The 22,989-nt window shown below is 49.4% G+C and carries 20 protein-coding genes; all 20 read left to right on the plus strand.

Going from position 1 to position 22,989, the window contains the following annotated elements; all coding sequences use genetic code 11:
* The first annotated feature begins 20 nt into the window (after positions 1 to 20).
* Positions 21 to 1,463, plus strand: a complete 1,443-nt coding sequence (locus tag BT105_RS00685; protein WP_072299311.1) for a penicillin-binding transpeptidase domain-containing protein — start codon at positions 21 to 23, stop codon at positions 1,461 to 1,463.
* Positions 1,464 to 1,529: 66 nt separating this feature from the next.
* Positions 1,530 to 3,527 (plus strand): metallophosphoesterase, encoded by a 1,998-nt coding sequence (locus BT105_RS00690; RefSeq protein ID WP_072298954.1) that lies wholly within the window; start codon positions 1,530 to 1,532, stop codon positions 3,525 to 3,527.
* A gap of 133 nt (positions 3,528 to 3,660) precedes the next feature.
* On the plus strand, positions 3,661 to 3,924 hold the full coding sequence (locus tag BT105_RS00695; RefSeq protein ID WP_242940054.1) for a spore coat associated protein CotJA: 264 nt from the start codon (positions 3,661 to 3,663) through the stop codon (positions 3,922 to 3,924).
* Entirely contained in the window at positions 3,921 to 4,169 is a 249-nt protein-coding gene (locus tag BT105_RS00700; RefSeq protein WP_072298955.1) for a spore coat protein CotJB, read from the plus strand. Before BT105_RS00695 ends, BT105_RS00700 begins: the two co-directional genes overlap by 4 nt.
* A gap of 3 nt (positions 4,170 to 4,172) precedes the next feature.
* Complete coding sequence (locus BT105_RS00705; RefSeq protein WP_072298956.1) at positions 4,173 to 4,784, plus strand: manganese catalase family protein; 612 nt, start codon at positions 4,173 to 4,175, stop codon at positions 4,782 to 4,784.
* A 464-nt stretch (positions 4,785 to 5,248) separates the two neighbouring features.
* A complete protein-coding gene (locus tag BT105_RS00710) occupies positions 5,249 to 6,148 on the plus strand; it encodes a leucine-rich repeat domain-containing protein (RefSeq protein ID WP_177243900.1) in 900 nt (299 codons plus the stop codon).
* A 267-nt stretch (positions 6,149 to 6,415) separates the two neighbouring features.
* Positions 6,416 to 8,347, plus strand: a complete 1,932-nt coding sequence (locus BT105_RS00715) for a glycosyl hydrolase (RefSeq protein ID WP_081367767.1) — start codon at positions 6,416 to 6,418, stop codon at positions 8,345 to 8,347.
* A gap of 36 nt (positions 8,348 to 8,383) precedes the next feature.
* The gene (locus BT105_RS00720) at positions 8,384 to 11,113 is read left to right on the plus strand and encodes a glycoside hydrolase family 9 protein (RefSeq protein WP_081367745.1); all 2,730 of its coding nucleotides are present in this window, start codon (positions 8,384 to 8,386) and stop codon (positions 11,111 to 11,113) included.
* 115 nt (positions 11,114 to 11,228) lie between these two features.
* Positions 11,229 to 12,671, plus strand: a complete 1,443-nt coding sequence (gene ftsH / locus BT105_RS00725; RefSeq protein WP_242940056.1) for an ATP-dependent zinc metalloprotease FtsH — start codon at positions 11,229 to 11,231, stop codon at positions 12,669 to 12,671.
* Positions 12,672 to 12,713: 42 nt separating this feature from the next.
* Positions 12,714 to 13,373: a stage II sporulation protein R gene (locus tag BT105_RS00730; protein WP_072298959.1), complete on the plus strand. Its 660-nt coding sequence runs from the start codon at positions 12,714 to 12,716 to the stop codon at positions 13,371 to 13,373.
* Between the two features lie 200 nt (positions 13,374 to 13,573).
* Positions 13,574 to 14,098 carry a translation initiation factor IF-3 gene (gene infC / locus BT105_RS00735; protein ID WP_024859998.1) on the plus strand — a complete coding sequence of 175 codons (525 nt, stop codon included), beginning with the start codon at positions 13,574 to 13,576 and terminating at the stop codon, positions 14,096 to 14,098.
* A 13-nt stretch (positions 14,099 to 14,111) separates the two neighbouring features.
* Positions 14,112 to 14,315: a 50S ribosomal protein L35 gene (gene rpmI / locus BT105_RS00740; protein ID WP_019678115.1), complete on the plus strand. Its 204-nt coding sequence runs from the start codon at positions 14,112 to 14,114 to the stop codon at positions 14,313 to 14,315.
* Between the two features lie 67 nt (positions 14,316 to 14,382).
* Positions 14,383 to 14,736: a 50S ribosomal protein L20 gene (gene rplT, locus BT105_RS00745; RefSeq protein ID WP_028514760.1), complete on the plus strand. Its 354-nt coding sequence runs from the start codon at positions 14,383 to 14,385 to the stop codon at positions 14,734 to 14,736.
* A 128-nt stretch (positions 14,737 to 14,864) separates the two neighbouring features.
* Positions 14,865 to 15,653 carry a TrmH family RNA methyltransferase gene (locus tag BT105_RS00750; RefSeq protein ID WP_177243901.1) on the plus strand — a complete coding sequence of 263 codons (789 nt, stop codon included), beginning with the start codon at positions 14,865 to 14,867 and terminating at the stop codon, positions 15,651 to 15,653.
* Between the two features lie 37 nt (positions 15,654 to 15,690).
* A complete protein-coding gene (dprA, locus tag BT105_RS00755) occupies positions 15,691 to 16,911 on the plus strand; it encodes a DNA-processing protein DprA (RefSeq protein WP_072298960.1) in 1,221 nt (406 codons plus the stop codon).
* Positions 16,912 to 16,923: 12 nt separating this feature from the next.
* Positions 16,924 to 19,005, plus strand: coding sequence for a type I DNA topoisomerase (topA, locus tag BT105_RS00760; protein WP_072298961.1), 2,082 nt, complete (start codon positions 16,924 to 16,926; stop codon positions 19,003 to 19,005).
* Entirely contained in the window at positions 19,002 to 20,324 is a 1,323-nt protein-coding gene (gene trmFO, locus BT105_RS00765) for a methylenetetrahydrofolate--tRNA-(uracil(54)-C(5))-methyltransferase (FADH(2)-oxidizing) TrmFO (protein ID WP_072298962.1), read from the plus strand. Before topA ends, trmFO begins: the two co-directional genes overlap by 4 nt.
* Positions 20,302 to 21,309, plus strand: a complete 1,008-nt coding sequence (gene plsX, locus BT105_RS00770; RefSeq protein ID WP_028514764.1) for a phosphate acyltransferase PlsX — start codon at positions 20,302 to 20,304, stop codon at positions 21,307 to 21,309. Before trmFO ends, plsX begins: the two co-directional genes overlap by 23 nt.
* A 5-nt stretch (positions 21,310 to 21,314) precedes the next feature.
* Positions 21,315 to 22,004 carry a ribonuclease III gene (gene rnc / locus BT105_RS00775; protein ID WP_028514765.1) on the plus strand — a complete coding sequence of 230 codons (690 nt, stop codon included), beginning with the start codon at positions 21,315 to 21,317 and terminating at the stop codon, positions 22,002 to 22,004.
* Positions 21,991 to 22,989, plus strand: a complete 999-nt coding sequence (locus BT105_RS00780) for an elongator complex protein 3 (RefSeq protein WP_072298963.1) — start codon at positions 21,991 to 21,993, stop codon at positions 22,987 to 22,989. The genes rnc and BT105_RS00780 overlap by 14 nt, the downstream gene beginning before the upstream one ends.

Genomic DNA, 22,989 nt, shown 5'->3' on the forward strand with positions numbered 1-22,989 from the left:
TAATCAGGGGAAAAAGACTTATGCCGCTGTTAATAGCAGCAGCAGCGGCGCTGTCGTTTCCGTCCTGTTCAGCAGAGGTAGGACAGTTTGAAGTCCACAATGATAAAAGCTCCCGCTCGGCAAGGCAAGAAACTACAGAAGAGACTGCTGCTCCAGAAACCACTGTAACTACTACAACTGAATTCGTATATAGGGGGAACATATACGATACCAATCACAGGCTTCTGACCTATGGCACATATGCCTATGAAAACGAGGATCAGCGCTATTACGGCGAGGATTGCGGTTATCCATTCGGAAATATAATCAGTGTGGCTTCGTCAGGTCTTGACGAGGCGCTTAAAGACCTGCTCTGCACCAAGAATCCAACCCCTGTTAATGAAAGCAATAATGTTGGCGAGTCGGTAAGACTTACCATTGACGCAGATAAGCAGACAGAATTATGTACATATATGGCTAATATGGGTATGGCAGGCTCCGTAGTCGTGCTGAGAACGGACGGCTCCATAATGGCGGAGGCTTCTTACCCCAACTATGATCCCGAGCTGTTCTACTCCGATACTGAGTACAGCAGCAATCTCTACAGCGGCACGTTGCAGAACAAGGCGTTCCAGAACGCTTCGCCGGGTTCATGCTTCAAGATAATGTCCGAGGTCATTGCCGACAAGAACGGCATACACACTGTCTATGACGACGGCGAGTGGTTCGACAGCGGCGCTACTATCGTGAACTGGGATCACGATTCGGGTATGTATCCTATCCCCGAAAGAACTCTCAGTTCCGCGTTTGTAGGTTCCAGCAATATCTTCTTCGCAAAGGTATTCGACCAGCTTGGCTCGGAAAAGGTCCTTGAAGAGCTTGGCGGCATTTTCCACTTCTGCGATCCTATAGACTGCGATTTCGGAACTATCCAGAATAATATCGAGATATACTGCCTTGACGACCTGCGCAGGAGCGCATTCGGTCAGTCCTATGTAAAGACCTGCCCGATATATCTTGCGGCTCTTGGCAGAGAGGCTGTTTTCGGCGATATGGTAAAGCCCTTTGTGGTACAGCAGGTAGTTGATACCACCGATCCCAATAAGGAGTGCGCAAAGGGAAGCGCTCCCTATGAAGTCATAGCAAGCATACCAAAGGAGTACCGACAGAATCTTCTTGAGGGAATGAGGGGCGTTGCTAATAATATAGGCGTATACGTTCCCGAAAACTACGAATTCTTCGCCAAAACAGGAACTGCGGAGACAGGCGCAGGGGACTTCCTGTATATCACAGGCTGTCTCAGGAACGTTGCCGACAAGTCAGCAGAAAAGCCTGTTTACAGTGACTACAGCAATTACGCTCAGGACGGCTCATACATAATCGTTATGCAGCTTCAGAATCCTGCGGATTTCGGCTTTAATTTCGCCAGTGAGACAGGTTTCCTTTATCAGGGCATTGTTAATATCGTGCTTTCGGAATATTGATAATACAAAAGTTAAAGCCATAGTACATGATGTGCTATGGCTTTCTTGGTATAACAGGAGTTTTTTATGGACATTTTTAAGAAAAGAACTGTGATAATAACAGCTGCCGCTGTATGCTCATTCGGTATCCATATGTATGCATATGCGGCTGACGAGCCATACTACACTGTTAAAGCTCCGCAGGGTGAGGAAAACGGCGTCCTGACTCTTGCCGACGGACAGAAATGGTATAAAGTCAACGGATTTGAGGACGAAAACGACTACATCATCTGCGTAAAGAGCAGCGACGGCAGTCAGAAAATATTTACCGCTGAGGACAGCCGCAGCAGTGAGTATATCTGGCATTATTTCAGAAGAACTATCGTCACCAGTGTTGCTCCGAAGTATACCACGCTGTCATCAAGCTCGTTCCGCCTTACCTACCATGAGGGGCAGCTCTATACCTCCGCAGACTGGTGGACTGACGGCGACAATGTTTGGGATTACAGCGGCGGTACTCTGAACTTCAGCGAAAACGGCAGTATCCATTATCTGAAATACACCGAGGAAAGCAACAGACCTTTTTCCTGCACTGATAATGCGGCGGAGGCGGCTCAGGTCTGCATTTACGCCAAGGGTGAGCAGCTTAGCCGCTGTATAGGGAAACAGCCTGCCGCCGAGAGCTATGTCATAGAGGGCAGCGGCTATGCCGCGCCGAAATTCACGGTAGAGCTGTCAGATAAAAATATCATCACGGATAGCGTTAAATGGTTCGTGGACGGCGAGGAGCAGGATTGCGCAAAGCTTACATTCACGGCAGATTCTTTGAAGGGTAAGCCTGTGGGAGTTCATCGCGTGGGCTGTCTTATCGAGGGACACGACGCCGACGGCGTTCACTACAGGGAGCGCTCTGCGGATGCGGCTTTTGTTATTGCAAAGGGAGTTCTGCCCGATTCATTCATGTCGTTCTCGGATATCCATGAGCAGTATGAGTTCATAGACCGCGCCGTTGAAAAGATAATGGAGAGCACAGGCGGCTATATCCCGTCACTGGTGGTCTGCACAGGCGACCTTGTAAACGGTCCTACAGCAGACAAGGACAGAATGCTGAACAGGTATTACCCTCAGATAGTGTCCCATTTAGGCGGACTTGACGCTGTGTTCGTATCGGGAAATCACGACTCGGGAGAGGCGGCTTCTGTTATGTCGCTCAGAGCTGGTCTTGGAGCTGATATGGATAACGGCTTCGGCGGCGGACAGATATTTCGCGGTATGTCCGATGCTGTGAGATCAAAGGGCAGAAACAGTAAATATGCCAAGGGCATCACGGTATACGGAATGAACTTCGAGAACGCTCTTTACCGAAATGGCAATGAATTTACTTATTCCTACGACAGAACGCTGAAAGACCTTGACAGCTTCCTGAAAAAGACAGCCGAAAATTACAAAGGCGAGCTTGTGGTGATATCCGCACATTCGGGACTTCATGTTCTGGGAATTCAGCCCGAGTGCGTCAACGCAAACGGCAGGTCTATCGGTAAATGGATAGGCGAAAATCAGTACAATATCGACAGTTCCTACGAGCTTGCGAAGCTTATCAACAGCTATGCCGAAAAGTACGATATGGATATAATGTACCTGTTCGGTCACGACCATTCACGTGGGGAGACAGAGTTCATACTCGGCGACGGTGATACTCTCATAAGCACCGAAAAATACGCCGATTCAAGCTATAATTCGCAGGAGCTCAGCTTCACATACGGCCATTCGGGATTCCTTTCAACGACAATAGGCAGTGCAAATGCGCGTTTCAGCTTCATTTATCGTGACGGCGACCATTATTCCTACAATATCATGAATCTTGACGGCGAGACAGTCCGTCACAGGGATATCAAGGCAAAAAGCGACTTCATCGAGCCTGCTGTGTCAACAACAGCGGCAAGCGTTACCACAGCGCTGTCTGCGGCAAAGGCAAAGAACTCCGCAGACAGTCCGAAAACAGGGGACGGGTCGGGAGCTGTGCTTGCGGCTGTGCCTGTAGCTTTATTTGTCTTTTTCCTGAGCAGAAAGAGAAAAAATAAGTGATATAAGTCCGGATACGTAACTTGTTTGCGTATTCGGACTTTACTTTTGTAACCCCGTCGGCTTCTTTTTCATAGTATGTAATGTGCGGAGGACTTCTGCACTTGTTCTCCGCGCAGGAAAGGAGGACATATCAATGAAATTGGATCTTTTTGACGATATGGAAGGCTTGATTCTCCATGAGCGCGAAAATTCCATGGGCGCAATGGAAATGAAGTTCAATATTTCAAATAACGGAAACGATTCTGTATCACGTTTCCCTGCAAAAACGCCCCTTGCAATGGCATACGTGCCGTTTCAGCAGTGGGGAGAGACCTACGGCGACGATGAGGCGCTCAGCAAGGGAACACTTTTCCCCGAGCTTGACTTGCCCTTTTCGGGAGGAGGCGACAGCAGATGAATGAGCAGAAAATGCTTCTCAGCAAGATAAAGAAGTACGATTTCACTCTCAAGGAGCTTAACCTTTATCTTGACACCCACCCGAACTGTCGGCGCGGTCTGGCTATGTTCCATAAGTACAGGAAACTCCGTGAGAATGCCGTTGACGAGTATACACGGAAATTCGGACCGCTCACACCCGAGCAGGTGAACAACAGCGAGCGCTGGACATGGACTGACGATCCGTGGCCGTGGGAAAGGAGATAATATATGTGGCAGTATGAAAAAAAATTACAGTACCCTGTAAAAATAAAAACGCCAAATGCAAAGCTGGCAAAGGTCATTATTTCACAGCTTGGAGGTCCTGACGGCGAGCTTGCTGCGTCCCTGCGCTATCTCAATCAGCGCTATGCAATGCCATACGGCGAAGTAAAGGGGCTTCTGACCGATATTGGAACTGAGGAGCTGGCTCACTTCGAGATGATATCAGCTATACTTTATCAGCTTACCAAGGACCTTTCCATGGAAGAGATAAAGAAAAGCGGCTTTGACACTTATTTTGTAGACCATACCACAGGCATTTATCCTGTAGCGGCTTCGGGAACTCCCTTTACTGCAACTTATTTCCAGTCAAAGGGCGATATCATAACCGATCTTTCCGAGGATATGGCTGCCGAGCAGAAGGCGAGAACCACCTATGACAATATCCTCAGACTTGCTGACGATCCCGATGTACGCGATCCTATCCGTTTCCTCCGCGAACGCGAGATAGTTCATTATCAGCGCTTTGGAGAAGCTCTGAGGATAGCGCAGGATAAGCTGAACTCCAAGAACTTCTATGCCTGCAATCCTTCTTTCGATAAAAACTGCGGCAAAGTTTGATACCGCTGGGTAATACTTTATATTTGATTTACTGCGCGTATAAATGATGGCTTCTTATTTCGTTATAATATATAAAAAGAGCGCTTGTGTTTAGCTGAAACAGCGAAATAATGCAAAATTCTCCAATTTATGCTTGACTTACTGAGAGTATTATGTTATAATGTATACAAGAAAAGTACTTGACTTATCCGATGCCTGAACGTCGGAAATGAAAAGTATAGATGGGGAATCGAAAGAGGATAATGAAGCTGCCGATTTTTGTCGGCAGCTTCGTGCGTTTACGACGGCTTTTGCGGGAATAATTCGGGACGAACCGACTTTTTTTACCTGAATAAGCTGTTTCTGAATGCTGAGAAATGTCCGAACCCACAGAAAAAAAGGATAATGCGGCGGAAAATGTTGAGAATAATTGCTTTGCAGGCAGCTCCCGAGCTGTTATACTTGCTTTAAAAGGAGTGAGTGAAGTGAAAAGGATTCTTTTCGGCATTTTTGCCGCTGTTTTTTTGCTTATGACCGCAGTTTTTAAAGCTTACGGAGCGGAAAAAGATGATCTTGAATATTCCATTATCGGCGGCGAAGCGGTGATAGTCGGCTTCAAGGGGGAGCCGACAGAGGTCGTAATCCCCGATTTTATCGGCTGTTACCCCGTTACTGAGATACGTGACAACGCATTCTGTAATTGTACGTCGCTGAAACGCATGACTCTGCCCGAAACTCTTATGAAGATAGGACATCACAGCTTTTATGGCTGTTATTCACTGAAAAGTGCGGAACTTCCTGAGGGACTTGCCGAGATTGGCGAGGGCTGCTTCTGCGGCTGTACGGGACTGACGTCTGCATCGATACCCGATACTCTGGAGATACTGCCCGATTCCTGCTTTCGCGCCTGCACATCGCTTAGGGAGATAAAGCTGCCGGATCAGCTGAAAGAGATCGGAAATTTCTGCTTTGCAGGCTGCACCTCCATTGAAAAAGCCGAGACAGGGGAGGAACTGCTTTCTGTCGGGGAGAGGGCTTTTTTTATGTGCGGCAGGCTTAAAAGCCTTTACATTCCGCCTGTTTGCAAGCAAATTGGCTCTCAGGCTGTGGGCTATACCTGTGACGGGAATATAGTGCTTCGTCAGCGTGAGCTCCTCGTAAAGGGGAGTAAAGGTTCTGTCGCGGAGCGCTATGCCGAAGAAAACGGCTTTCGCTTTTATGAAGCAGAAAAGGCTTCGGAGGCATTTTTGGTGACGGGAACTGATAATGGGGCTGAGGAAAAACGCTTATGTGAGGTGTTTGTGGGAGCTGTTATAGTTTTGATACTGATATTATCCTTTCTGAGAATTGTTTTTACTGATTGGTCAGACCAAAAGCTTAAATAATTAACGCTTACAGCGGCTCTGACCATAAATTGCGCTTTGTAAAATGCTTACCATTTTGAGGAATATTTGCAGAAATAGCTTGCTTTTTCTGTAAAAATATGCTATGATATATATGTGTGTATGCGTTAAGTCCGATATTTAAGATTAGGCACTTAAATTATCGGTTTAATAAATATTATACAATGATCTGGAGGGATCAAATTGAAGAAAGAAAAACTAAAGCGGTCCGTGAGCACTGTAGCGGCTGCTGTCATCGCTGCGGCGGCGATGAGCCTTCCCTCTGCGCCGAAAGCTCCTGCGGGAGTGTCGGCTGCCGACAATGTCCTCAAATATGAGTTCGAGGACGGCAAGACCAGCGGAGGAAAGATCCATTCAAACGGAGTTTCAGACGTAAAGCTTGGCGACTTCCCCGAAGATACCGACCTTAGCGGATACTCAGGAAAGGGCTTTGCTTACCTCGACCAGAAGGGTACTACCCTAAGCGTTGAGGTCGATGTGCCCGAGGCAGGTCTCTATGAGCTGACCATTTGCTACTGCGAGCCCAGCGATCCGCGCAAGAAGGTGCAGTATCTCAATGTCAACGGCGTGAATCAGGGAGAGCTGACCTGTCCCTACACAAACAAATTCGCCGAGACCTCAGGCGGAGTGGTAAACCTCAAAAAAGGCAAAAACACCATTGAGCTAAAGGCTTACTGGGGCTATACCTTCTTTGACTACCTTACCCTCAAGCCTGCTTCCGAGAAGCTGACAAATCTCTCGCCCACGAGAGAACTCTGCAACCCTAAGGCTTCCGAAAGTACAAAGAGGCTTTACAGCTATCTCTGCGACGTCTACGGAAAGCACGTCATCTCAGGTCAGCAGGAGTACTGCGGCGACCATAACTACAATCTGTGGAACAGTCCCGATGTGTTTATCAAGGACAACGAGGCGGAGTTCGAGTACATCAAGGAAAAGACAGGCAAGCAGCCTGCTATCCGCGGAATCGACTTCCTCGCCTATAATTCATCTTCGGACTGGCGCGACCACGCTCCAGAGCGTGTTATCGAGTGGGTAAACAAGTACCACGGCATCGCAACTGTCTCATGGCACTGGAACGTGCCATGCGAAAAGGGAAGCGACGATGTTGCGTTCTATGTTGAATCCGCAAATCCAAAGTTTACTACATTCAGTATTTCCAAGGCTCTCGAAGAGGGCACATGGGAAAACGAAGTCATAATGAAGGATATCGAGCTCATAGCAGGCGAGTTCAAGAAGCTCAAGGACGCCGATGTTCCTGTACTTTTCAGACCTCTCCACGAGGCTGAGGGCGCATGGTTCTGGTGGGGAGCTGAGGGACCTGAGCCCTGCAAGAAGCTCTACCGTCTCCTCTATGACAAGCTGACCAACGAGTATGGTCTGGACAATATCATCTGGATATGGACAAGCTCAACTTCACCTGCCGCCAAGGACTGGTATCCGGGCGACGATGTTGTGGATATCCTCGGCTGCGACAAGTACAACTGCGCAGACGGTGTAGCTAACCTCAGTTCTATAGCGTCCACATTCTACAGCATGGTCCAGATAACTGACGGTCAGAAAATGGTGACCATGTCCGAGAACGACTCTATACCGTCACTTGAAAATCTCGTAAACGACAAGGCTGCATGGCTTTACTTCTGCCCGTGGTACATGAACTACCTCACAAGCGAGCAGAACAACCCTGTTGACAACCTTATCGAGATATACCAGAGCGACTACTGTATCACTCTTGACGAGCTGCCCGACTTAAAGAAATATCCTATAAGCGGCGGCGGTGAGACAGTTGTCTCGGTAACTACTACAAAGCCTGCTGTTACTACAACCACCACAACAGCAAAGACTGTCAGTAGTACAACAACTACAGCAGTTACCACAACAGCTCCTAAGCCGACTTCAACAACTTCTTCAGCGGTTACCACTACAACAGTGAAGCCCACTGACGGCAAGTATAAGAAGGGCGACGCAAACTGCGACGGCTCAGTTGATATGGGCGATGTGGTACTGGTAATGCAGTCTCTGGCAAATCCCAATAAATTCGGCACAAGCGGCTCCGACGCAAAGCACATTACAGTGCAGGGCGCGGAAAACGCCGATGTTGACACCACAAGCAAAGGACTCACTTCAAACGATGCTCTGGAGATACAGAAGTATCTTCTCGGTCTTTCAAAGTGGGATAAATAAAAAATAAATATTGGTTCACATTAAAAGGGAGGAATTATGATGAATCACAAAAAACTGACCGCAGCGTTACTTAGTATCGTTACTGCGGCAACTTCACTGTGCTCGGTGATATCGCCTGTAAATGCGGTAGACGCTGACACTACTGAGGAGCAGCAGTTCTGCGCTCCCATAAGCGAGGTCGTTAAGGACTCGGGACTTGATATCGACTATGCCCGTGCACTTCAGTACTCGCTCTATTTCTACGACGCAAATATGTGCGGAGAATTCAAAGAAAACGAGAACAGGCTCTCATGGCGCGGCAGCTGCCACACCTATGACGCTCATGTTCCTATGATAGAGTGGGACGGCGTTACTACAAAGACCAGCACAGGCGGTACTAACCTTTCAGCAGAATTCATGTCCAAGTACAAGGACATTCTCGATCCTGACGGTGACGGCACTATCGACGTTGCAGGCGGTTTCCACGACGCAGGCGACCACGTTGAGTTCGGTATGCCTGAGAACTACACAGCTGCTACTCTCGGCTGGGAATACTATGAGTACGGCGACGTATTCAAGAAGCTCAAGCAGGACGAACACATGGAGACTATTCTCCGCCACTTCAACGATTATCTTATGAAGTGTACATTTATCGACGATGACGGCAAGGTCATCGCTCACTGCTATCAGGTAGGCGAGGGCAACATAGACCACGCTATCTGGAACAGCCCTGAGGTTGATACTATGCCTCGTCCGGCATTCTTCCTTACAGCTGAGAAGCCGCAGATCGATTATGTTGTTTCAGCCTGTGCTTCACTGGCTATCAACTACCTCAACTTCAAGGAGAGCGATCCCGATTACGCAGCCAAGTCGCTGAAATACGCAAAGGCTCTCTGGAAGTTTGCCAACGACGCTATCGAAGAGTACGGTCCTACAAGCACAAAGGACAAGGATATGCTTATCTCAGATAACGCTGACGGTCCTGTACAGTTCTACAAGTCAAGCAAGTGGGAAGACGACTACTGCTGGGCTGCTGCATGGATGTATATTGTAACAGAGGACGAGAAGTCTTTCGATTACGCTGTAAAGATATTCGACTACTACGCTCCTTCCGGCTGGTGCTACTGCTGGAACGATATGTGGAGCGGTGCAGGCGTTATGTGGGCTATAGTAAACCAGCAGCACCCTGAGCTCGACCTCGTTCAGAAGGTCAGAGACGCACAGGGCAAGAACCAGTATGTTTTCGACAACTTCTGGGACGACGACTGCGTAGGCAAGTGCCTCAAGGCATGGAAGCAGAAGGAGACTCCCGGCGGATTTGCTCACCTTGACACATGGGGCAGCTGCCGTTACAATACTGCTATGCAGTTCATCTGCCTCCTCTATGATAAGTACGTAAATGACAGCAAGCCAAGCGAGTGGAGCGAATGGGCTAAGAAGCAGATGGATTACGTTCTCGGAAAGAACGATATCAAGTACAAGGAAGATGCCAAGTACGCAGTTCTTGCAGGCAAGAACGGTACTCACGGTCCAAGAGCATTCGTTGTCGGCTATAATGACAGCGCTGTAAAGAATCCTCATCACCGTGCAGCTTCAGGACTCCTCATGGCTGAGGATCCCCGTGAGCAGAAGCACATTCTCTGGGGCGCTCTTGCAGGCGGTCCTGACGCAAGCGACGGACATGACGACGCTACAAAGGACTGGACAGAGAACGAGGTAACTATCGACTATAACGCTTGTCTCCCGGGTGCAGCAGCAGCTCTCTATGCTGTATACGGCACTCCAGAAATGGCTATAACTCCAAACTTCCCACCTGAGGACGAGAAGAGAGTTTACGGCACAAACGGCGGCGACGGCGGCGGAAGCGGCTACTGGATAGAGGCTATCGGCGTTGACAAGCCAAACCTCAACGGCGACGGTTCAGGTACAACACAGGTATCCTTCAAGGTTCTCTCAGGCGAGAGCAATCCTTCAAAGAAGACATCAGTACGTTACTTCTTCAATGTAAGCGAAATGGCTAAGGGCATCGACGGCCTCGGCGAGGTTCGCGAGCTCTACGATCAGTCAAGCACTGAGGACGGAGCTATCGGCGCTGACGGTAAGCTCACAGGTCCTTTCAAGTACGACAAGGTCGCTGATACCTACTATGTTGAGATAACATGGGAGGACTACGTTATCGCAAACTCAGGAAAGAAGTACCAGTTCGATCTCGGTATGTACTACGGCGACGTATGGGATCCTAAGAACGACTGGAGCTACAAGGATCTTAAAATAGGTGACAGCACAGACTTCTTCGCAGTTGACGATCCGCCGGAGCAGCGCACAGACTATATCTGCGTATACGACGACGGCGTTCTCGTAGGCGGTACCGAGCCTGACGGAACAAAGCCCGATGCTAAGGAAGAGGACAAGACCACAACTACTACAAAGCCAAAGACAGTTACAACTACCACAACAAAGAGCGGCGCAACAACTACAGCCAAGACTACCACAACTGCCGGTCCTACAACAGTTACAACAACTGCAAGCGGCAAGCCGAACAGCGATGTCAAGGTAACAAAGGCTGGCGACGCTAACTGCGACGGCGCAGTAGATATGTCTGATGTTGTTCTTATCATGCAGGCTCTCGCAAACCCCAACAAGTACGGTCTTGAGGGTTCTGAGAAGAAGCATATTACCGAGCAGGGCTCTGCAAATGCAGACGTTGACACAAAGGTAAAGGGACTCACAGCAAACGACGCCCTTATGATACAGGAATTCCTTCTCGGCAAGGTAAAAACTCTGTAAAATACCGAAAGCTGCACTGAAAAGTGCAGCTTTTTTTATGCCAACATTTACTTGTTGTTTTCGATTTTTGTGTATGTTATAATTTTACCGTAATCCATAAAGGAGTTGAGCATACATGAAAAAAAGAAGATACGGCTTGTTCGGGAGCTTCGGCAATGCAATGGCTTTCGGGAAAAGCAGTGCGAAGATATACGTCAAGGCTCAGACGGGCAGGACATTTGCCGACGTGGCAGGGCAGGACGAGGCGAAAGAGGCTCTTGCGGAGATAGTGGACTTTCTCCACTGCCCCGAAAAATACGCAGATATCGGCGCGAAGCTGCCCAAGGGAGCTCTCCTTGTTGGACCTCCCGGCACAGGAAAGACGCTCCTTGCGCAGGCTGTGGCAGGTGAGGCGGATGTGCCGTTTTTCTCCATATCGGGCTCTGAGTTCGTGGAGATGTTCGTGGGAGTTGGCGCGGCAAAGGTTCGGGACTTGTTCAGACAGGCTGCGGAAAAAGCGCCCTGTATCGTGTTTATCGACGAGATAGATACTATCGGCAAGAAGCGCAGCGGACAGTCGGGCAGCAGCGATGAGCGCGAGCAGACGCTGAACCAGCTTCTCACGGAAATGGACGGCTTCGACGGCAACAAGGGCGTGGTGATACTGGCTGCGACAAATCGTCCCGATTCCCTCGATGCTGCGCTGCTGCGCCCGGGACGTTTCGACAGGCGCATACCCGTGGAGCTCCCAGACCTTGCAGGCAGAGAAGCTATTCTCCGCGTTCACGCCAAAAAGGTGAAGCTGAGCGGCGATATCGACTTCGGCGCCATTGCAAGGGCTACCGCAGGAGCTTCGGGTGCTGAGCTTGCCAACATTATAAATGAAGCGGCACTGAGAGCTGTCCGCAGTGGGCGGAGCTCTGTGGAGCAGTCCGACTTTGAAGAGAGCGTTGAAGTAGTGATCGCAGGTTATCAGCGTAAAAACGCAGTCATATCCCCAAAGGAAAAGGAGCTCATAGCCTATCACGAGATAGGACACGCACTTGTGGCGGCAATGCAGAAGGACTCCGCTCCCGTACATAAGATAACCATAATCCCAAGAACATCGGGAGCTCTGGGCTACACCATGCAAGTGGACGAGAATGAGCGGTTCCTGCTGTCAAAGGAGGAGGCTCTTGCAAAAATAGCTGTTCTCACGGGTGGACGCTCTGCGGAGGAGCTTGTTTTCAACACCTGTACCACGGGAGCGGCAAACGACATCGAAAAGGCGACCAAGCTTGCCCGTGCAATGGTAACTCGTTACGGAATGAGCGAGCGCTTTGATATGACGGCACTGGAAACTCTGAACAACCGATATTTAGGCGGTGATACCTCGCTTGTATGCTCTGCGGAGACTGCGGCAATGGTTGACGAAGAGGTGAGGAGTATTATAAAAAGTGCACATGAAAAAGCGCTGAAAATACTTTCCGACAACAGGGAAAAGCTCCATGAGCTGGCACAGTATCTTCTTGACCGCGAGACCATAACGGGCGAGGAGTTTACGGCGATACTTGACAAAAAAGCCGCAATTGCTGTATAATCAGGACAGTATCTGCCAATTATAGCTCCTGAGGTGATATTTATGAGAAAACAGGTGGGAGCTGTCATGGCGGCAGGTCTGATACTGGCTATACTTATTTCTAATATCGGAAGTTTTATCAGTGACGGGCGAAAGCTTGACGAGCTTCGGGGGAGTGTGCTCCGACTGCATATCCTTGCCAATTCCGACAGTGAGCAAGACCAGCGGCTGAAGCTCATGGTGCGTGATAAGCTGCTTGAAAGCGGCCTGTTTGAGTCGGCGGAGAGCCTTTCCGAAGCCGAAGCTATAGCAGAGGAAAAGCTTGACAAGATAACCGACATAGCCGAGGGAGTTCTACGCGAGAATGATTGTACTGACAAGGTTACTGCGGAGCTTGCGGACGTTGATTTCGGCGACAGGACATACGGCGATATCACCATGCCTGCGGGGAGATACCGCGCTCTGCGCATTAAAATAGGAAGCGCAGAGGGACATAACTGGTGGTGCGTCATGTATCCGCCCCTGTGTCTGCCAGCCGCCTGTGAAGCAGAGGACGGAGCAGGTGAGGACGAGTCCGCGGCAGAGGCGAACTTTGACGAAAAAGAACTGGATATACTTCACAAACCGAGAAAATACAAGGTTAGATTTGCAATTTGGGACAAAATAAAAAGTATTATCGGCGATGATGATGTGCAAAATGCCAAAAATCAAGAGACGCCTTGACAATTACAGGAAAAGGGTATATAATATTTGAGTAAACAAAGCAGAACTATGCGTTCTCACCGTCGGGCTATGCTGAAACGGTCAATATGTATCGGTAATCGGGCTGTTCTTGCGGCAGCTGTGATATATCAGTGTGTATTGGTGAGTGCGGATAATTTCTGCACTCATTTTTGTTTTTAAATTATATTGCTTGGAGGTGCTTGACTATTAGCAAACAGGAACTGCAGATCAACGAAGAGATAAGAGACAAGGAAGTTCTCGTAATCGACGCTGACGGAAAAAAGCTCGGCGTACTGTCCGCCAAAGAGGCTCAGCAGATTGCATTCGATCAGGATCTGGATCTCGTAAAGATCGCTCCGCAGGCAACACCGCCCGTATGCCGAATCATGGACTACGGTAAGTATTGCTTCGAGCAGGCTAAGCGTGAGAAGGAAGCAAGAAAAAATCAGAAGGTCGTTTCTATCAAGGAGATCAGAATGTTCTCCACTATCGACACTCACGATTTTGAGACGAAGGTAAATCAGGCTGTCAAATTTTTAGAGGGCGGCGACAAGCTCAAGGTATCCGTAAGATTCCGTAAAAGAGCTATTGCACATCCCGAACTTGGCAACGAACTTCTTGATCGCTTCAAGGAGGCAGTTTCTGCGGCAGGCACTGTGGATAAGCCGGCTAAAATGGAGGGACGCAGCATAGTAATGTTCGTTTCACCAAAGGCCGCTAAGTAAGGAGGATAATATAATGGCAAAGGTAAAGGTTAAAACTCATTCGGGCGCTAAGAAGCGTTTTAAGATTACAGGAAGCGGTAAGGTAAAGTACCAGCACACCAACAAGAGACACAGACTTACTCAGAAGGATACAAAGCGCAAGAGAATCGCTCGTAACGCAGGTGTTGCTGACTGCACAAATGCACCTACAATCAAGAAGCTCGTTCCTTATATGTAATCTGAGCGGAATATCCGCAAAGTTTTGAGCTAATTCCCGTAATTTTAATATTTGGAGGTAAAAGACTATGGCACGTATTAAAGGTGCAATGATGACTCGTAAGAGAAGAAACAAGACTTTAAAGCTTGCTAAGGGCTACTGGGGTTCAAAGAGCAAGCACTTCAAGATGGCTAAGCAGGCCGTAATGAAGTCAGGCAACTATGCATATATCGGAAGAAAGCAGAAGAAGAGACAGTTCAGACAGCTCTGGATCACAAGAATCTCAGCTGCTGCTAAGCTCAACGGCATGAACTACTCAACATTCATGAACGGCTGCAAGAAGGCTGGTATCTCTCTCAACAGAAAGATGCTCTCCGAGATCGCTATCACAGACGCAGCTGGTTTTACAGCAATTGCTGACAAGGCAAAGGCTGCTCTTTAATTCAAGAAAATAAACACGCTTCTTAATTATATTAAGAGCGTGTTTTTGTTAATTCGTGATCCGTGATATGCGGCGGAGCTTTGCGCTCTGACCGCATATATACGGTCTGAACAGGCGGTGTTGTGCTATTGGAAAACATCATCACTTCAAAAGATAATCCCACAGTCAAGCTGTATCAGAAGCTTTCCTCATCGAAAAAAGAAAGGCTTCAGTACGGCTTATTCGTGTTGGAGGGGCTCAGGATAGTCACAGACGCTCTACGCGAGGACAGCGGCATTACTCAGCTGATACTTACGCAAAAGGCGCAGGAGCGCTTCGGCGAGGAGCTTTTGCAGGCTGATTTGAGAAACACAAGGACAATTGTCATTTCAAATGAGCTTGGTAACAAAATCGCTTCTACAGACACCACTCAGGGAGTATTCGCCATGTGCAGGATACCTGCGGCAAGGACTGTCGGCAGCATAATGAAAAGCGGCGGAAAGTATCTGGTGCTTTTCGGCTTGCAGGACCCCGGCAATGTGGGCATGATGATAAGAACAGCCGACGCTCTCGGCATAGACGGCGTTATCATGTCAGGCAGCTGCGACCTGTACAGTCCAAAGGTGATACGCTCGACTATGGGCTCGGTTTTCAGAATGAAAATAGCTGTTGAAAACGACGCAGATGTGCTCTTTGAGGAGCTTGATTCGGCAGGAGCCGTTACATCTGCCGCTGTGATTGACAAGGACGCGCAGCCTGTTACGGAGTGCAGCTTTGACGGCACTCAGGCAGTATTTATCGGCAACGAGGGCAACGGACTTCCTGCCGATATCGCACAGCGCTGCAGGCGCCGCGTTATCATACCTATGCACGGAAATATTAACTCCCTTAATGCTGCTATGGCGGCAGGTATTCTTATGTGGGAGCTCAGCAAGTAAATTCTATTTGATGGTTTTGCAAAAGGGGGGCTTTGCTATGGAGGAAACTAAATACTGGGTGTGGCTGAATATGGTATTCGGCACGGGAAATCATCGTATCTGGGAGATAATGAGCTTTTTCCGCACGGCTGAAAAGGCGTATCATTCACTGAGTACGGACAGCTCCGTAGTGAGCCTCAACGAGAACGAAAACAAAAATGTCCACTCTGTTCAGCTTCGTCATGCAGAGGTATTCCTTGCCAACTGCATGAAGCGCGGTATCGGAGTCATATCCATAACAAGTCCCGAATATCCCGAGCAGCTGCGGCATATATATAATCCGCCGTCGGTGCTGTATTACAAGGGCAATATCGGCTGCCTGCAAACTGAGCTGACAGTCACGGCTGTCGGCACGCGAAAGGCTTCTGCCTACAGCCTTAAAGCCGCCAAGGAGATATGCTCGGAGCTTTCCGCCCGGGGAGCTGTTATAATCAGCGGCTTTGCAGTAGGTATCGACCTTGCGTGCAGTATGGCTGCCGTTGATATGGGACGTCCTACCGTATGCGTAATGGGCTGCGGTGTGGACGTGGACTATCCGAGACAGAATTTCGCCTACAGAGACGCCATAATATCCGCAGGAGGAGTGTTTATATCAGAATTTCCGCCTGCAACTCCGCCTAATTCGCCTAATTTTCCAAAGCGCAACCGCATACTTGCGGCACTGGGAAAGGCTGCGGTAGTTTTTCAGGCAGGAGCCAAGAGCGGCTCGCTCATAACTGCAAATCTTGCCGCAGGACAGGGGAGAGACGTGCTGTGTCTGCCGCCTGCCGATATATTCAGCGGCGATTATGCAGGCAATATAAAGCTGCTCCGCGACGGTGCTGTGCCAATGTATGACGCTTCCGACGTCATAGAATGCATAACGGGTAAAAAGTCTGTTTCAGCGCCTTTGCCTGTAGTGAACAGAGGAGCTGAAAAGCCTGAGATACAGGCGGATATAAGCGAAGCCGAGATAGCTTCGGCTATGGAACACCTTAATATTTTCGCGGACGATGTCCGTGAGGAAAAAGCCTCAGATGATGATTTTGAGCTGCCCAACGACCTGACCGAGCAGCAGAGGCGTATTTCGGAAGAACTTCTCAGCGGCGCAATGCACGCAGACGAGCTTGCAGCACGCCTTGAAATAGATTCCTCGGAGCTTATGACGGAGCTCACAGAGCTGGAGATATTCGGTATCGTCCGTTCGCTCCCCGGAAAAATGTATGAACTTATCAGATAAGGGGAACTATAAATGTCAGATTTAGTTATAGTAGAGTCGCCTGCAAAGGCAAAAACTATTCAGAAATACCTTGGACAGGGCTATGAAGTTATAGCCTCCATGGGACACGTCCGCGACCTGCCAAAGTCCAAAATGGGCGTGGATAAGGATAACGATTTCAAGCCTCAGTACACCGATATGAAGGGTAAGGAGGACGTTATCAGAGAGCTGAAAAAACGCGCCAAGAAGTGCGACAAGATATATCTCGCTACCGACCCTGACCGCGAGGGAGAAGCTATATCATGGCATATAGCACAGATGCTGAAGCTGGATATGAACGACGACAACCGCGTCGCATTCAATGAAATTACAAAAACAGGCGTAAAGAACGGTATGAGCCACCCTCACAAGATAGACGTTGACCTTGTGAACGCTCAGCAGGCTCGCCGTATCCTTGACCGTCTGGTAGGTTACGAGCTCAGTCCTTTCCTGTGGAAAAAGGTCAAAAGAGGTCTGTCCGCAGGCCGTGTCCAGTCAGTTGCTGTACGCCTTGTAGTTGACCGCGAGAACGAGATAAGAGCTTTTGTGCCCAAGGAATACTGGTCTATCGACGCCAAGTTCACAGCTCCGTCGTCGAGAAAGGTTTTCGACGCAGCACTGGTAGCCGTTGACGGCGAAAAGCTGGAGATACCCAATCAGGCAGAAGCAGACGGACTTCTGAAAAGACTTGAAAGCGCCGAGTACACAGTAACCTCTGTAAAGAAGCGCGTTACCAAGAAGCAGCCTGCACCTCCTTTCATTACATCAACATTGCAGCAGGAAGCCTCACGTAAGCTTAGCTTCAGCGCAAAGCGCACCATGAAGGCTGCACAGGAGCTTTACGAAGGTGTTGACGTACAGGGCGTTGGTGCAGTAGGTCTTATCACATACATGAGAACCGACAGCCTGCGTATATCCGACGAGGCTAAGAAGGCTGCCGCTGAATATATCGGAACTGTTTACGGCAGTGATTATCTGCCCCCCGAGCCAAGAAACTTCAAGACCAAGAGCAATGCTCAGGACGCCCACGAAGCTATTCGTCCGTCAACTCCCGAGCTTACTCCCGAAAGAGTAAAGTCCAGTCTCAGTTCCGACCAGTATAAGCTCTACAAGCTTATATGGGAGCGCTTCATCGCAAGCCAGATGGCAAACGCTCTCCTTGATACAGTTTCTGCCGATATCGAAGCAAACGGCTGTACATTCAGAGCTTCGGGCTATTCTGTGAAGTTCGACGGATTTATGGCTCTTTACGTTGAGTCCACCGACTCCGAGGACGGCAGCAAGAAGATGCTGCCCGAGCTGAAAAACGACGACAAGCTAAAATTAAAGTCTATCGCAGGAAATCAGCACTTCACACAGCCGCCTCCGAGATACACAGAGGCTTCGCTTATAAAGGCTCTCGAAGAGAACGGCATAGGCAGACCAAGCACCTATGCTCCTACAATAACAACTATTACCTCACGCCGCTATGTGGAGCATGAGGGCAAGGCATTAAAGCCTACAAATCTCGGCGAGGTCATCACCGAGCTTATGAAGGACCACTTCAAGAAGATAGTTGACGCAAAGTTCACAGCGGAAATGGAAAACAATCTCGACGAAGTCGAGCACGGCGAAAAGGACTGGGTAAGCACTCTCCGCGAGTTCTATGACGATTTTTCGGAGACGCTGAAAAAAGCCGAGGAGGCTATGGATGGCAAGCGCGTAAAGGTACCCGACGAGGAGACCGACGTGGTCTGCGAGCTCTGCGGCAGGAACATGGTCATCAAGTACAGCAAGTACGGAAAATTCCTTGCCTGCCCGGGATTCCCCGAGTGCAAGAACACCAAGAAGATAGTTACCGAGACCGAGGGTAGCTGCCCGAGATGCGGCAAGAAAATGCTTCTCAAAAAGTCCAAGAAGGGCAGAAGCTTCTACGGCTGTGAGGGATTCCCCGATTGCAGCTTCATGACATGGAATGTCCCAACAAAGGAGCTTTGTCCACAGTGCGGCAAGAGCCTCTTTATGAAGGGCGGAAAATCAGGCAAGCTCGTTTGTGAGAGCGAGGGCTGCGGCTATGAAAGAGAGCTGAAAAAATGATAGTAAACGTTATCGGCGCAGGACTTGCAGGCTGCGAAGCCGCATGGGCTGTTGCCGAAGCAGGCATAAACGTAAGGCTTTATGAGATGAAGCCCGAGAAGTTTTCTCCTGCCCATAAATACGGCGGATTTGCGGAGCTTGTATGCTCAAATTCGCTGAAAGCCGCAAGACTTGAATCCGCTGCGGGACTTCTGAAATACGAAATGGAGCTTCTCGGCTCGCTGACAGTGCCCTGCGCTAAGGCAAACGCTGTTGAAGCAGGCGGCGCTCTTGCAGTTGACCGCGAGAAGTTCTCCGACGCAGTTACGGAAAAGATAAAGAATCACCCCCTTATTGAAGTGATAGGCGGCGAGGTGACCGAGTTGCCCGAGGGTACGACCATTATCGCCACAGGTCCGCTTACACAGGGCGCTATGGCTGATATAATAAAGGAGCTCTGCGGCGAGGGACTAAGCTTTTATGACGCGGCTGCGCCTATTGTTACTGCCGAGAGCATAGATATGGAAAGAGCCTTCTATGCTTCGCGCTATGACAGAGGAGACGCAGATTACGTCAACTGTCCCATGAATAAAGAAGAATACCTTGCATTCTATGAGGCGCTTATCGGTGCTGAAAAGGTACAGCTGAAGGATTTCGAGACACACCCCTTCAGCGTATATGAGGGCTGTATGCCTATCGAGGAGCTTGCCTCCCGAGGTGTGGACACCATGCGCTTCGGACCAATGAAGCCCGTGGGTATCGACGATCCCCGAACAGGCAGAAGACCGTATGCAGTGGTACAGCTCCGCAAGGAGAACCGCGAGGGTACGCTTTTCAACCTTGTAGGATTCCAGACCAATCTGAAATTCGGCGAGCAGAAGCGTGTATTCTCCATGATAACGGGACTTGAAAACGCCGAGTTCATGCGCTACGGCGTAATGCACAGAAATACCTTTATCAACAGCCCCGAGCTTCTCAACTCCGATTTCTCCATGAGGAGCCGTCCCGAGATATACTTCGCAGGACAGATAACAGGCGTTGAGGGCTATATGGAATCGGCGGCAAGCGGACTTATAGCAGGTATCGCTGCTGCAAGAAAGCTGAAAGGACTGGAGCCGCTGAAGCTCCCGAGAGATACCATGACAGGCGCTCTTTCAGGCTATATAAGCGATCCGTTCAACAGCGGCAGCTTCCAGCCTATGGGCGCGAATATGGGTATATTACCTGACATCGGCGTAAGGATAAAGGACAAAAAGGAACGCTACGGCGCATATGCCCGGCGTGCAGTAAACTCGCTGAGAGGAGAGCTTGAAAGAATTGGCTGTAAGAGTTATAGTTGACGCCTTCGGAGGAGATAACGCTCCTCTGGAGGTTATCCGAGGATGTGAAAGAGCAGTCAGAGAGCTTGGCGTGAGCATAGTGCTCACAGGCAGAGAGCCCGAGATAAGGGCTTGTGCAGAGAAGAACGGACTCAGCCTTGACGGCATGGAGATAGTTCATACCGATGATATTTTTGATATACATGAGGAACCGAAGGAGATAATCAAGTCAGGAAAGAATACTTCCATGGCTGTTGGTCTCAGTCTGTTGGCAGAGGGCAAGGGCGACGCCTTTGTATCCGCAGGCAGCACAGGCGCTCTCGTTATGGGAGCCTCCTTCATCGTCAAGCGTATCAAAGGTATCAAGCGTATAGCTCCGTCGCCTGTTATGCCTGCCGACAAGGGCAGCTTCGTCCTTGTGGACGCAGGTGCAAATACCGAGTGCCGTGCGGATATGCTGCTGCAATTCGCTGTTATGGGCAGCGCCTATATGGAAAAGGTCATGGGAGTAAAGTCTCCCAAGGTAGCACTGCTGAATATCGGCGCAGAGGAGACCAAGGGCAGAGATTTGGAGATAGAAGCATATAAGCTCTTACAGGAGTCCGAGCTCAATTTCGCAGGAAATATCGAGGCAAGAGATATGCCGAAGGGCGAGGTGCAGGTTGTCGTTACTGACGGATTCACAGGCAATATCGCACTTAAACTCTACGAGGGCATGGGCAGCTTCTTTTCAAAGAAGCTGAAATGGTTCTTCTCGGGAGCAGGCAAGATAGGTGCTCTTTTTGCAATGAGCAAGATAAACACATTCCGAAAGCAGATGGATTACAAGGAAGTGGGCGGTTCGGCGCTTTTAGGCGTAAGAAAGCCCGTTATAAAAGCACACGGCAGCTCTGACGGTACGGCGTTCTTCAATGCCGTAAGACAGGCGAAACGCTGTGTGGACGGCAATGTCGCAGGCGTAATAGAGGGCTATGTTGCCCGTATGTCAGCCGCAGACAAGGAGTGATTAAAATGAAAGACCTTTCAAGTTTTGAAGAAGTTTTAGGATATAAATTCAAGGATATCGAGCTGCTCAAGCAGGCTTTGTCTCACTCGTCATACGCAAATGAAAGAAAGCGTCCCAACGGCAGCAACGAGCGCCTTGAATTTCTCGGCGACAGCGTTCTGTCAATAGTAGTATCGGACTTTTTATACAAGAACCTCAACGTTGCAGAGGGCGAGCTCACAAAAATGAGAGCTTCGCTGGTATGCGAGAAGTCTCTGCATATCTTCGCACAGCAGATAGGACTGGGAGATTATCTGCTCCTCGGCAAGGGAGAGGAGAACACAGGCGGACGTCAGCGTCCCTCAATACTTGCAGACGCCTTTGAAGCAGTTATCGCTGCTATATATCTTGACGGCGGTATCGAGCCTGCTTCAAAGCACATACTCCGCTTCATGCCAAAGGATATACAGCACGCAAAGAAGCCTGTTTTCAATGACTTCAAGACAGTTTTGCAGGAGATAGTCCAGCAGAATCCCGAGGAAAAGGTGGAGTACGTCCTCATCGGCGAGGAAGGTCCCGACCACAACAAGAGCTTCGTAGTTGAGGTATGTCTCAACGATCAGGTAATAGGCAAGGGCAGAGGCAAGAGCAAAAAGGAAGCCGAGCAGCTTGCGGCAAAGGAAGCGCTTGAGCTTATGGGCTATGAAGCACAGTAATATTTCCATATTCATTCCCCATATCGGCTGCCCTCATATGTGCAGCTTCTGTGACCAGCGCACTATCAGCGGAGCGCAGCACGCTCCCACAGGAGACGAGGTCAGGGAGATATGCGAAAGGGCTGTCCGTGAGGTAAAGGAGCCCGAAAACGCTGAGATAGCCTTTTTCGGCGGCAGCTTTACCGCAATTTCCCGTGATTATATGGTGGAGCTCCTTGAAGCGGCTCATGATTTTATCGGTGAGGGAAAGTTCAGCGGCATACGCTGTTCCACACGTCCCGACTGCATAGATTTTGAAGTTTTGAAGCTCCTCAAAGAGTACGGCGTCACCGCCATAGAGCTGGGAGCGCAATCACTTGACGACGAGGTGCTTACCCTTAACGAGCGCGGACATACCGCACAGGACGTTGAGGACGCCTGCCAGCTCATAAGAGCATTCGGCTTTGAGCTGGGCTTGCAGATGATGATAGGGCTCTACGGCAGCACTCCCGAAAAGGAGTGGGCGACTATTGAGCGTATAATTGCTCTCAGTCCAGATACGGTGCGTATCTATCCCGTAGTTGTGCTGAAAAACACCCGTCTGGGAGAGCTTCTGCTGTCGGGAGAATACAAGCCTTTCAGCTTTGACAAGGCGGTGGAGACAGCCGCTTCTGCAATGGCTATGTTCGAGGACAGCGGCATAAGAGTAATAAAATGCGGACTTCACGCCAGCGAATTCGTGGAGCATGACATGGTGGGCGGATTTTATCACCCTGCTTTCAGAGAGCTATGTGAAGCGCTGATATACCGCCATAATATGGAATTTGAGCTGAAAAGCGCAGGGGAAATGCCAAAAAACGCTGTAATTGCAGTGAATCCGTCCTGTATAAGCAAGGCGACAGGACAGAAAAAGTCAAATATCATCTATTTCAAAAATCTTGGAACAGATGTGAAGATAATCGGAGACGAAAGCGTTCCGAAATACAGATGTATGCTGAGGAGGTGA

This window comes from Ruminococcus flavefaciens, assembly GCF_900119075.1.
GTDB classification, from domain to species: domain Bacteria; phylum Bacillota; class Clostridia; order Oscillospirales; family Ruminococcaceae; genus Ruminococcus; species Ruminococcus flavefaciens_Q.

What these genes read in the sequence shown, in the direction of transcription:
- BT105_RS00685 (WP_072299311.1), top strand. Translation starts at nt 21, where the DNA reads ATGCCGCTGTTAATAGCAGCAGCAGCGGCGCTGTCGTTTCCGTCCTGT.
- BT105_RS00690 (WP_072298954.1), top strand. Translation starts at nt 1,530, where the DNA reads ATGGACATTTTTAAGAAAAGAACTGTGATAATAACAGCTGCCGCTGTA.
- BT105_RS00695 (WP_242940054.1), top strand. Translation starts at nt 3,661, where the DNA reads ATGAAATTGGATCTTTTTGACGATATGGAAGGCTTGATTCTCCATGAG.
- BT105_RS00700 (WP_072298955.1), top strand. Translation starts at nt 3,921, where the DNA reads ATGAATGAGCAGAAAATGCTTCTCAGCAAGATAAAGAAGTACGATTTC.
- BT105_RS00705 (WP_072298956.1), top strand. Translation starts at nt 4,173, where the DNA reads ATGTGGCAGTATGAAAAAAAATTACAGTACCCTGTAAAAATAAAAACG.
- BT105_RS00715 (WP_081367767.1), top strand. Translation starts at nt 6,416, where the DNA reads ATGAGCCTTCCCTCTGCGCCGAAAGCTCCTGCGGGAGTGTCGGCTGCC.
- BT105_RS00720 (WP_081367745.1), top strand. Translation starts at nt 8,384, where the DNA reads ATGATGAATCACAAAAAACTGACCGCAGCGTTACTTAGTATCGTTACT.
- ftsH (WP_242940056.1), top strand. Translation starts at nt 11,229, where the DNA reads ATGAAAAAAAGAAGATACGGCTTGTTCGGGAGCTTCGGCAATGCAATG.
- BT105_RS00730 (WP_072298959.1), top strand. Translation starts at nt 12,714, where the DNA reads ATGAGAAAACAGGTGGGAGCTGTCATGGCGGCAGGTCTGATACTGGCT.
- rpmI (WP_019678115.1), top strand. Translation starts at nt 14,112, where the DNA reads ATGGCAAAGGTAAAGGTTAAAACTCATTCGGGCGCTAAGAAGCGTTTT.
- rplT (WP_028514760.1), top strand. Translation starts at nt 14,383, where the DNA reads ATGGCACGTATTAAAGGTGCAATGATGACTCGTAAGAGAAGAAACAAG.
- dprA (WP_072298960.1), top strand. Translation starts at nt 15,691, where the DNA reads ATGGAGGAAACTAAATACTGGGTGTGGCTGAATATGGTATTCGGCACG.
- topA (WP_072298961.1), top strand. Translation starts at nt 16,924, where the DNA reads ATGTCAGATTTAGTTATAGTAGAGTCGCCTGCAAAGGCAAAAACTATT.
- trmFO (WP_072298962.1), top strand. Translation starts at nt 19,002, where the DNA reads ATGATAGTAAACGTTATCGGCGCAGGACTTGCAGGCTGCGAAGCCGCA.
- rnc (WP_028514765.1), top strand. Translation starts at nt 21,315, where the DNA reads ATGAAAGACCTTTCAAGTTTTGAAGAAGTTTTAGGATATAAATTCAAG.
- BT105_RS00780 (WP_072298963.1), top strand. Translation starts at nt 21,991, where the DNA reads ATGAAGCACAGTAATATTTCCATATTCATTCCCCATATCGGCTGCCCT.